The following is a 9737-nucleotide window of genomic DNA, read 5'->3' on the forward strand; positions in this document are numbered from 1 at the left end:
TTATTTTTTTTAAAAAGCATAATCAGATTTTCATCAGGATAACGTATCTGTGTTATTTGATCGCTACTTGATGGGAGCGCCTTTATTCTGCCCCACATTGCTTCAAAAATTAAAGCATAAGCATTAAAATTTTTAATATCACTCCTTAAAAGCATTAGTGATAAATTTATAAAATATTCTCTAAATTCTCTATCATTAAATGTGCTAATATCATTGCCACTAAATGAAACGTTTTGATAGTAAGTTGGCTCAGTTTTAGTAATGACTTTTGGCTCTTTAGCTTTTAAAATTTCTTCTTTTTTTTCTTCTATATAAAGCGTATCAAAATGTATACCAAGCTCTTGTGAAAGCTCAGGCACAAGGTCATTAAACGCTTTTGCGTCAGCTTGATCCAAAGCTTTATCATTAGCTTGCGTAAAAAGCTCTATTGTCTGAGCTATTATCTTTTTTTTAGCAGGTAGCTGCTTTTCGTTTTTTGCAAGCGAATTTGGCTCTTTTTTCAAAATAAATAGAAAAAAAGCAAAGGCTTTTATAAGTGTCTTAAAAGCCTCTTTGTCGTTTAAATTTATAGCAGAAATCACTAAGAAATTTAAAAGCTTGGCGTCAAGACTAAACTCACTTAAGGCTCTTAAAGATGAGCTAAATACGTAATCCCACTTTATGCTATCATGCATCAAAGTTTTATACTTTGACATTTCATCAGTTAAACTAATATAAAGCTCATTTTCTAAAAAATCTTCATTAAATTTATTACAAAAATTATCTTGCACTTACTTGTTATCCATAAAATTCTCTATCTTATTATTTAGGACACTATCGTTTCTGATATTATTTTGATCCATAGAATATGTACTATATAAAAACGCGGCTGCGATCATAGCAATGGCTAGCAAAATGAAATAAAATTTTAAGCGCTTTAGCGAAAATATCTCAAGAAAGCTTTTCTTTGTCTGTTTTAAGTAGCTCTTTTCAAATACATTTTCATCAGCTTTTATGAGCGGAGAAACGGCTGCAGCTATATTTTCACAAAGGTAAGAAATTTTTTCATTGCAATCTTCTTGGGTTTCATATTTTCCTTTATAGCCAAGCACCAAACAAGCATATATAAATTCCAAGAAATCTTTATTTTTGCCAACATTTTCAAACCACTTATCCATAATGCCAAAGAATTTATTTCCGCCTAGATTTTCATTAAAAAATCTTGTTGTCAGGGTATTATTGGCCCAAAAGCTGTTCATAAAAATTTCATTTTTTAGTAAGCTCTCATCTATAAAAACACAAAGGCAATATCTAAGCCTAATGATATCGTCTTCCTCATAAATGCCTAGATTTGATATCTTTGAAGTGGTACTTAAGATATCGTTTATCAATTTTTCACGTAAATTTGCCATTTCGCTTTGTGAAAAATTTTGTAATTTTGAAACCCTATTTGCCAAAAGAAGTAATGGTAACACGTGATCTAGTGCAAGATTTGTGCCAAGGCCCAAAAGATTTGTTTGACTTAAAACTGAGGTTTCATTTTGATTTTCGTTCATTTTTATCCTTATAATAAAGCCCACATTTTAATGTCAGCATTTGGTAAATTTGCCGTTATATAAACGCTAATCACATTTTGATTTGCAAAGCTTTTAAAAATTTCATCTTTTTTGTCTATCTTATAATAGATATAATCGTTTAACTTTGGTAAAGTGCTAGGAACAACAGAAATTTGCTCTACGTTTATACCTCTTAGCTGTGAAGAAACTATGCCTTTTATATTTGATTGAGTATGGATTTTGCATTGCTCTTTGAAATTTTTAAGAAGATACTCATTTTTCGTATCGCTGTGAATAGCAAAATAAATTTCTGAGTTTTCAATAATGCTTGGATTATCAAAAATACAGTCATAAAAGCCGTGATTATTTTTAACAATCTGTGCCATTATATATTTTGGAGATAAGATATGTGAGAATAAAAGTCTTAGATTATTTATCAAAGGCACAAAAGTTTGAGTTAGATTATTGTGATCGTAGGCTATAAATTCGCTAAAACTATTATCGTGACTAAGTGCCAACAAATCAGCCTGAAAATCAACTAATTTTTCATACAAATACTCTGGGTGAAATTTATCTTTCTTTAGTAAATAAGAGAATATTAAATGCCATTTTTTTAGCATATTTAGTGTTAAATATGTTGAAAAATCAAGTCTATTTTTAGCTTGATCAACACCTCCTAGCAACCCAAAATAACTCTCTTGATGTTGCTTTGTAGCAAAGCTAAGCTCCTCTATAAAATTTGTTATAAAGGTGTTTTTACTGATGTCAATACAAGTTGGAATAAATTTTTCGTCAAGTGTTATTTGCTTATTTAGGTCTATATTTTTTATTTTACAAATTGGTATGCTAAGCTCATAAGGCATCTTTGAGCCAAATACTCCAAGAGATGATCTTTGGCTTGCTAGGATTAGATTTTCTTTATCTTGTGTAAAGGCAGAAGATAGTTCAAAATCATCTTTATCATCTAGCTCGTTTAATATATCATTGCTAGCTTCATCATGCACTCTTGAGCTAATAAGTGCTTGCTTGGCTGTAAATTTTAGATTTGGTAAATTATTTTGCAAGCTAATATCAACCAGACCTGAGTTAATAGGTAGTTTTAACACTATAATGGCTGAGTTTAGTTCACTTGGGCTTATCTCAAGTGGCTCTGGTAATTCATCTTGATCTGGCGCGTTAAAAATCGTGCCATCTTGAGAGATACAAGAAATTTTAGTTAGCCCTATTTTACCTTGAAGCAAAAGATCGCTTGAAATTTCTAAATCTAAAACACCATATAAATTTGAAAAAGAAGAGATGGTTTTTAGGTTTAAATTTCTCTCAAAATATCTTTCTTGTTGCTCGAAATGAACCTTATCGACGTTCATTCCGTTATACCAAACGACTTTTAGCTTTTCAGACATTTTATTTGCTTGCTTGTATTTTAGAGCTACTAGCGTCTAAAACATTTACGCCATTTTTTGTTATTGCAAAAACTATATTTTTTTCTTTTATCTCTTTTGTTGCTTTGTAAGCCTTGATATTTGTCTTGCTCTGATCAGCATAAAGTACCAAAATACCGACATACGGAACCTCGTCAGGATATACATTTGTAAAAGCATATCTATTTGTATTTGGCTGAATTTGTGTTTTTATAGAGTCAATCTTGTCATAACCTAGTATTTCACCATTTCTCTCGGCTAGATCGATAATGCTAGCTTCTTTAAATTTAGCCACATCTCTTAATTTATAAGCTATGATAGTTATAGGAACATTATCGCCATGATAGTTCAAATTTGAATTTGGCATATTGCTTATAATAAGATCTTTTGCGCATCCTGTAAGAAATAGCATAAATACTAAAAAAGATAGAAATTTAAATATTTTTTTCATGAGTTCCTTTACCTGATTTTAATAATATTATTTTTGCGTAATTATATCTAAAAATTTAGATGATGCTCATTTTAAAATTAATGTTCTTAAACAAAACTTTTATATCAGTTCTCATTCTTTTTTATCGTCTTTGTTATTTTTATTATCTTTACTACTCATACTATCTACAGCTACCTGCGTTATTCCAGTAAATATACTTCCTCAGCTTCAGCCTTAGTCTGTAAATCTCCATCACCAACTTTTATGTTTATCCCATTGTGGCATTGTAAAGAAGCCAAAATACAAAAACTAAAAAAGAGTGGATTAAAGCGACACCACCTCTTTTTATTTCCATTTTTTGTATATATTCTTTTTTAAAGTCACTCTTTTTTATACCATTTTTTATCATAAAACATACATTGGCAAATATTAGCAACACAGCCATGGCATCAATATAGTGTTCTCCAAAGAGAAATTTTAGGATTATTATGCAAATAGCACCTACTATAAAAAATGCTATTGATCCAAAAAATACAATCCAATTCTTTTTCATTGCTTCTCTGCTTTTTTGCTTTATCTTTTTTTGTTTTCTACACTATCTGCAATAGCTTGTCCTGTTGTAGTAAGAAAATTTGTTCCTACTTCTGCTGCAGTCTGTAAATCTCCATCGCCAACTTTTATGGTTTTACCGCCTGCTCCCGCAAGGCTACCAAACAGTCCATAAAATCCACCAGCAAAACCTTTTCCGACCACTCTCTCTGCATCTAGATCTTTTGATCTATCTTTAAGCTGAGAGTATAGCTCGGTAGATGAGTTAACAAAAGCGCCTCTGACTATTGCTGAGAATAAACTGCTAGCAGCTCCGCCATATGCACCTTAAAACTATAGCCGTTATTTATATACTGCGATCCAATATCTATGCCTATGCCTATAGTGCCACCCGCTACTATACCCGGGGTTTTTGAGCTATCATAAAATTTAATATCTTTTGTTACGTCTTTTATTAAAGTACTAGGACTGCTTTGCGAAGCAGAGAGCTTTGGTTTAGAAGCTGTCACTAAATAACCTTTATCGTTAGTAATTTTATAAACCTCTACCGGTTTATTATTTTACCTAATTGTTGATATATCACTTTATTTCCCGTTATATCCATACTATGAGCTACATACTCTTTGCCGTTATGTCTTAATATACCGTCGCTACCTAATTTTCCTCCTTTTGGAGTATTGGCCATTATTGTTTATTTACTCTTATGATCATTTCTATTTTTAGAACTATTTTTTCAAATTTTCCTTGCGCCTTTTTGAACGAGGCATTCTAAAGAATTTTGGCTTAGCCTCTTTGGTATTGTTTTGTGGTTTTACCAAATGCCTAATTGTCCCAAAAATAGTATAAAAGCAAACCACAACAACAAGAAAGAGTGAGAAATTTGCTATAAGAGATAAAATGTCCTCTACTCCAGTGATACTAAAATATAGCCTATAAAACAAAAAAGCGATCAAGAATATAATTGCTAGGTCAAACAAGATATATAAAATAGACTGGATATTACCCCTTGTCCTAAATTTAAGATAGTATAAACTTAAAATAACATCCTCCATCAGCATCTTCAAAAATAGTAATCCTACAGTGTCAAATACCAGCCAATACAGCCATGTAGCGTTTGGCATAAAACCAATGTCAATTATTCTGCTAATAAAACTATTCATCTTCACTCATTTCTTTTAAAAGGCTATATTTTATAGTGGCTCTTACTACACTATTTGTTCCTTGAAATATAATATTACTCCTTGCAGCCTTTTCATGTTCGTCAATCCTATTTGTCAGTTTCTCTATTCTACTTTTAGATTTTTGTGTTTTTTAACTGATCTTCAAATGTTTTTTAGTACCTCTTAAGTTATTATATTTTTTTAAAGTATCAAAAAACCTAGGCGCGGTTGTAGCAGTTGCTATGCCTGAATACAATAAACTATTATAATCCAATGTAAAATCACTAAATTTAATATTGTTTATATTATCTACCATGGTACTTCCTATCTCCAAAAAGCTTTGATCTTTAAAGTTTACTTTTGCATAGCTTTATCTTTTGCTTCCGTTACAACTTAAATAGTGCCATCTACTACAGTTCCTATTGCACCAGTTTTTACGTTAGTGGTTGCTGTTTCTTTTAATGCAGCTTTAGATAATCCTTTGGCTGCCAAATTTGCTGCACCACCACCTACTACAGTCGCAACTACTTGACTTTCAGTCGGTATTCCATTTTTTAATTCATCATCTTTATCTGGTGCATTAAGATAAGTAGCAAACCATGCTAATGCTACAGGAATAGCAATCAGTGGAGCGAAATCTTGTTCTCCATTTTTACCTTTTTTGTTCTCTATCCCTTGAATACTCATTTAAAGCACTTACTACTTCATTATACTTAATAATATCTGATTCTTTTAGTGCTTCTAGTTTTTTTGCAATTTTATTTAAACTTTGTTTTGCTTCGCGTACCTCATCTTTATAAACCATATTAAAGATTAACCGTATAGCTCCATCTTCAATTTGCTTGACTTCTTTTGCTATCTCTTTCCTACCATCTTTACTAAACATCCTGGCATCTATACTAGCATCTACATTTGAGCTTATACCGGTACCCGCTAGATCCTTCGTTAGTTTGGCGGTATCCCTATTTAACCTATCTAGATCATCGGAGTTCTCTTTATCTGCTATCTCTATGTTTCCGTTACCTAGAGTCGCTAGGTTTTTTAGATAGTACGTAGCTTAAATTTCTTTGATTTGAGTAGTTTATTGACCTTAGTCCAGAGTAGCTTGCGCCTGCTTTATCTTGGCTATTTTTATTAGATTCATCTTTTTTATAAAAAACCACCCATGCGTTTAAACATATTTTATTTTCCAACCACAAACATCATCAAATCCCAAAGTGCAGTAAATGCAAATATCCGCATTATAAAATTTCTCTATTTGTTTTTTCACTATCTTTTTCATCTTTGAGGTATTTATTTTTGTCTTTATTCTTAACATAGTACTTTTTTAAATTTCTATCGCATTGTTTGCATTCCTTGCTACCTAGCGGATAGAATTCTCTACATTTTTCACCACATATATTTTAAATTTGGCTTTTCTTTTTCCACCCTATTTTCTTTATATTGCTACCACAGGAGCTAAACGATAAATTTACCTCTTTAACTTTCGCTTTTTATTTCTAGGTTTTGATCTAAACAGCGGCTCGGTTTTTGGTTTCGGTCTTGTTTCATAGTGCGTGTTATACTACTTTAGTAGCTCTTGTCCACACACTTCACATGTAGTTTCGCCTATATTATAAAATTTCGTGCAATCAGGGCACCACATGCCCTCTAGTCTTTGTACGACTGGTGGCTCTTTTCTAAAAGCCATCCAAAAGCTATATATACCCAAAAATAAAAAACTAAAAGCTGGCAAAAGATATAAATTACCAGCATCATCGAATTTAAAAAACTTCTCGCCTATTTTTACATTTTTATGTATTAGCATAGATATGCAATCAAGCAAGCACATAAATCCTATAAAAAAGACCAGCCTATGCGTTTAAACATCTTATTTATCCTGATCTGATTGTATATAGTTTATAAAATCTCCAATCCTAGATTTTAATGCGAAATAACTATCTTTTATCTGTTCACTCGGATCACTCATGACTCAGCCTATACCACCAGCAATCGTAGCTTCAGGTAAGCCAGACGGAGCATAGCTATTTATAAAATCACTAAATTTTCTTTCTCCAATAGATATTATTTCTTCTAGACTCTTTGCATCATGAAATTTAGGACTTTCATTCAATTTGATATTGCTTTTATTTAAAGAGTTCTTACCTATTGGCATTAAACCATTATTTCCTAACTCGTATCTATTACCAAATGTTACAAAGTCATTTTTAGCAAAATCATCACTCACTTTACTCACTTTTCGTACCTCTCTTACAATAGGATTACCAGTAACATGATTAAAACCAATTTTAACATATTCTTTACCGGAGATTTTAACAGTATCTACTACTGTATATGTAGATAGCCTTGTTGCTACCTCTAATATAGCTTCGTTACCTGCATCTTTTACCATTTTAGCCATCTTGCCCGTCTTTGAAGCTATAGCCGTTCCGCCAAATAGCGTACCTAGTGCTCCGGTATCTCTTGCGGTAACGCTCTCATAATCACCTAATACTATATCTAGTTCACCTTTGTCTATACATTCTTTTATTTTACTTGGTATATTTCATATAATTGAAACAAACACCAAAAGTTACTAGATACACAAAGACTAGTTACTGGCGTAAAAAAGCTCTTGTTTTTATACTTTAACGAAGATACGCCAGTTCATAAGATCACAAGAGATAACTTGCTTGAATTTAGAGAAATTCTTTATAAAGTTCCAACTAAGTTAGCTCAAAAGAGTAAGTACAAAGATAAAAGTTTATCTCAGATACTTAAGCTAGGCGAAAAGGACGATAAGCTCTCTGAGCCTACTATCCAAAAATATATGATAAGGGTTATTCAGTTTTTTAACTACTGCTTTGATAGTGGTTATATAAATAAAAGCATAACTGCAAAAATGAGTGTCAAGATAAACGTAGATCCTAATGAGAGGGCAGTGCTTCCATACGATGTATCAGAAGCTAGGAAAATCTTTGACATAGTAACTAACATCAAACAAAGTGGTAAATCACCAAGTTCAAGGATAGAGGCTAGTGAGCTCTACTACGTCACAATGATAGCTGCTTATAGTGGCATGAGGATAAAAGAGATCACACAACTTCATAAAGAAGATATAGTCTTAAAAGATGGAATTTACTGCTTTAACATAAACACAAATGATGGTAAAACTACCAAGACCAAAAACAGCATTAGGTTTGTGCCTATCCATAGTAAGCTCATAGATCTAGGCCTGCTAGAATATGTTAATAGCAAGAAAAGCGGAAATATATTTAAGGTAAGCAATAAGGACTTCTCTGAAATTTTTAGAAGCCAGATCCAAAGAAAGTTTATAGATAAAGACTCTAAAAAGACCTTCTACTCTTTTAGACACTACTTTATAGACTATCTAGTGCAGCGCGAGGTAGAAGCAAATCTTATAGCTCAGATAGTAGGGCATGAGAAGCAGTATAAAATTTTGCTAAACACCTATGCTAAACCTATTAATGCAAACACACTAAAGGCTAAAGTAGAGATGGTATCGTATGATAATGAATAGGAGTAAATTTTAAAGCATGAGTTTTAAGACTATTCTTATATCTTATTTAGTATTATTTTAGGTATTAAATAAAGGATAAAAATGCAAACTATACAAGCAAATTTTACAGCTAGCATAAGTGAGCTAAAAAAGTCTCCAGCTCAAATTTTAAAACAAGCTGGAGATAATGTCGTAGCTATACTAAACCACAATGTCCCTAGCGCCTATCTAGTACCCAGCTCTGTCTATGAAAAAATGGCAGAGATAATAGAAGAGTATCATCTAAGTAAAGCAGTAGATACTGCTCTAGCAAGTGGTGAAAAACCAGTAAAAGTAAGTCTAGATGAGCTATGAGTTAGAGTTCTTACCAAGTGCTTTAAAAGAGTGGCAAAAGCTAGACAATAGCATAAAAGTGCAGTTTAAAAAGAAGCTAAGTGAGCGTCTAGAAAACCCAAAGGTTGCAAAGGACAAGCTACGAGGCTATGAAGATGTCTGAATGATGCGATAAAGCCCCAATAAGTTTCAGAGTTTTTGTAAAAAATAAAAATAAAATTTAAAAATAATATTGTATGTAAGGATAAAAAATGAGAATAGAGGTTGCCGTTACAAATGGAGACAGCTCAAAACAAAGAGGCGATTTATTGGAAGATCTATCTAAGAAAATATTAGAAATACAAAATTATGAGGTTGAAACACAGGTTCGCAATACAGGCATGGAATTGGATTTATTGTGTAGGAATAGGGCGAATCGTTCCAGGCAGATTTATGTAGAATGTAAAGCCTATTCGGAAAATAATAAAATACAGGCAGATGTTATAAAAAATATTGTTGGAATAAAACATATTAAAGAATATTCTGAAGTATGGCTAATAACCACATCTGAATTAGGAAAAGATGCAAAAGGTCTTAAGGATGATATTGAACGCGGTAAAGACTCTAGAGATTTTATTTTCTATACGCCCAACAGACTAATTGAAGTTTTACAAAGCTCTAAAATAATTTGTGATCCAAGCATAGTATATAATCATATCTCTAATAAAATAGATAAAAATAAGATCAAAGAAGATTTTTTACTTTTAATAACAGAATATGGATATTTTTATTTGGTTGAGCATATTGAAAGTGGTACCACAATAGATGTTT

The 9737-nt window shown here is 31.9% G+C and carries 15 protein-coding genes and 1 pseudogene; 4 read left to right on the forward strand and 12 right to left on the reverse strand.

What is annotated here, in order from left to right; genetic code table 11:
- The 12 genes and pseudogenes from F3H01_RS09195 to F3H01_RS05120 form a co-directional block, all read right to left on the reverse strand.
- A pseudogene (locus F3H01_RS09195) lies at positions 1 to 770 on the reverse strand (hypothetical protein); the annotation flags it as partial.
- Positions 771 to 1535: a type IVB secretion system protein IcmH/DotU gene (icmH, locus tag F3H01_RS05070; RefSeq protein WP_081370941.1), complete on the reverse strand. Its 765-nt coding sequence runs from the start codon at positions 1533 to 1535 to the stop codon at positions 771 to 773.
- Positions 1536 to 1543: 8 nt separating this feature from the next.
- Positions 1544 to 2938 (reverse strand): type VI secretion system baseplate subunit TssK, encoded by a 1395-nt coding sequence (gene tssK / locus F3H01_RS05075; protein WP_149725051.1) that lies wholly within the window; start codon positions 2936 to 2938, stop codon positions 1544 to 1546.
- A gap of 1 nt (position 2939) precedes the next feature.
- Positions 2940 to 3407, reverse strand: coding sequence for a type VI secretion system lipoprotein TssJ (gene tssJ / locus F3H01_RS05080; protein WP_149725052.1), 468 nt, complete (start codon positions 3405 to 3407; stop codon positions 2940 to 2942).
- 247 nt (positions 3408 to 3654) lie between these two features.
- Positions 3655 to 3939 (reverse strand): hypothetical protein, encoded by a 285-nt coding sequence (locus F3H01_RS05085; protein ID WP_107698005.1) that lies wholly within the window; start codon positions 3937 to 3939, stop codon positions 3655 to 3657.
- A gap of 20 nt (positions 3940 to 3959) precedes the next feature.
- The gene (locus F3H01_RS05090) at positions 3960 to 4139 is read right to left on the reverse strand and encodes a hypothetical protein (protein WP_149725053.1); all 180 of its coding nucleotides are present in this window, start codon (positions 4137 to 4139) and stop codon (positions 3960 to 3962) included.
- Positions 4140 to 4219: 80 nt separating this feature from the next.
- The gene (locus F3H01_RS05095) at positions 4220 to 4444 is read right to left on the reverse strand and encodes a hypothetical protein (protein WP_085658358.1); all 225 of its coding nucleotides are present in this window, start codon (positions 4442 to 4444) and stop codon (positions 4220 to 4222) included.
- A gap of 216 nt (positions 4445 to 4660) precedes the next feature.
- The gene (locus tag F3H01_RS05100; protein ID WP_149725054.1) at positions 4661 to 5095 is read right to left on the reverse strand and encodes an SLC5/6 family protein; all 435 of its coding nucleotides are present in this window, start codon (positions 5093 to 5095) and stop codon (positions 4661 to 4663) included.
- Positions 5096 to 5488: 393 nt separating this feature from the next.
- Positions 5489 to 5782, reverse strand: a complete 294-nt coding sequence (locus F3H01_RS05105) for a hypothetical protein (RefSeq protein ID WP_149725055.1) — start codon at positions 5780 to 5782, stop codon at positions 5489 to 5491.
- Positions 5748 to 5981 carry a hypothetical protein gene (locus F3H01_RS05110; protein WP_103601009.1) on the reverse strand — a complete coding sequence of 78 codons (234 nt, stop codon included), beginning with the start codon at positions 5979 to 5981 and terminating at the stop codon, positions 5748 to 5750. Before F3H01_RS05110 ends, F3H01_RS05105 begins: the two co-directional genes overlap by 35 nt.
- Positions 5982 to 6659: 678 nt before the next feature.
- The gene (locus tag F3H01_RS05115) at positions 6660 to 6920 is read right to left on the reverse strand and encodes a hypothetical protein (protein WP_148800663.1); all 261 of its coding nucleotides are present in this window, start codon (positions 6918 to 6920) and stop codon (positions 6660 to 6662) included.
- 147 nt (positions 6921 to 7067) lie between these two features.
- A complete protein-coding gene (locus tag F3H01_RS05120; RefSeq protein ID WP_148800661.1) occupies positions 7068 to 7496 on the reverse strand; it encodes a hypothetical protein in 429 nt (142 codons plus the stop codon).
- Between the two features lie 213 nt (positions 7497 to 7709).
- Between F3H01_RS05120 and F3H01_RS05125 the strand changes: the two genes are divergently transcribed.
- From F3H01_RS05125 to F3H01_RS05140, 4 genes are all read left to right on the forward strand, one after another.
- Complete coding sequence (locus F3H01_RS05125) at positions 7710 to 8615, forward strand: site-specific integrase (protein WP_223155370.1); 906 nt, start codon at positions 7710 to 7712, stop codon at positions 8613 to 8615.
- An 81-nt stretch (positions 8616 to 8696) separates the two neighbouring features.
- Positions 8697 to 8948 (forward strand): type II toxin-antitoxin system Phd/YefM family antitoxin, encoded by a 252-nt coding sequence (locus tag F3H01_RS05130; RefSeq protein ID WP_149725056.1) that lies wholly within the window; start codon positions 8697 to 8699, stop codon positions 8946 to 8948.
- Positions 8938 to 9090, forward strand: a complete 153-nt coding sequence (locus tag F3H01_RS05135; protein WP_223155372.1) for a type II toxin-antitoxin system RelE family toxin — start codon at positions 8938 to 8940, stop codon at positions 9088 to 9090. The genes F3H01_RS05130 and F3H01_RS05135 overlap by 11 nt, the downstream gene beginning before the upstream one ends.
- Positions 9091 to 9178: 88 nt before the next feature.
- On the forward strand, positions 9179 to 9737 hold a 559-nt coding region (locus F3H01_RS05140), incomplete at its 3' end, for a restriction endonuclease (protein WP_149725132.1).

The sequence above is a fragment of the Campylobacter concisus genome (assembly GCF_902460875.1).
Lineage (GTDB): Bacteria > Campylobacterota > Campylobacteria > Campylobacterales > Campylobacteraceae > Campylobacter_A > Campylobacter_A concisus_AA.

Excerpts from the sequence above, each read along its gene's own strand:
- F3H01_RS05105 (WP_149725055.1), bottom strand. The coding sequence starts at position 5,782 with ATGAGTATTCAAGGGATAGAGAACAAAAAAGGTAAAAATGGAGAACAA.
- F3H01_RS05120 (WP_148800661.1), bottom strand. The coding sequence starts at position 7,496 with ATGGCTAAAATGGTAAAAGATGCAGGTAACGAAGCTATATTAGAGGTA.
- tssJ (WP_149725052.1), bottom strand. The coding sequence starts at position 3,407 with ATGAAAAAAATATTTAAATTTCTATCTTTTTTAGTATTTATGCTATTT.
- tssK (WP_149725051.1), bottom strand. The coding sequence starts at position 2,938 with ATGTCTGAAAAGCTAAAAGTCGTTTGGTATAACGGAATGAACGTCGAT.
- F3H01_RS05110 (WP_103601009.1), bottom strand. The coding sequence starts at position 5,981 with ATGTTTAGTAAAGATGGTAGGAAAGAGATAGCAAAAGAAGTCAAGCAA.
- F3H01_RS05135 (WP_223155372.1), top strand. The coding sequence starts at position 8,938 with ATGAGCTATGAGTTAGAGTTCTTACCAAGTGCTTTAAAAGAGTGGCAA.
- F3H01_RS05085 (WP_107698005.1), bottom strand. The coding sequence starts at position 3,939 with ATGAAAAAGAATTGGATTGTATTTTTTGGATCAATAGCATTTTTTATA.
- F3H01_RS05100 (WP_149725054.1), bottom strand. The coding sequence starts at position 5,095 with ATGAATAGTTTTATTAGCAGAATAATTGACATTGGTTTTATGCCAAAC.
- F3H01_RS05130 (WP_149725056.1), top strand. The coding sequence starts at position 8,697 with ATGCAAACTATACAAGCAAATTTTACAGCTAGCATAAGTGAGCTAAAA.
- icmH (WP_081370941.1), bottom strand. The coding sequence starts at position 1,535 with ATGAACGAAAATCAAAATGAAACCTCAGTTTTAAGTCAAACAAATCTT.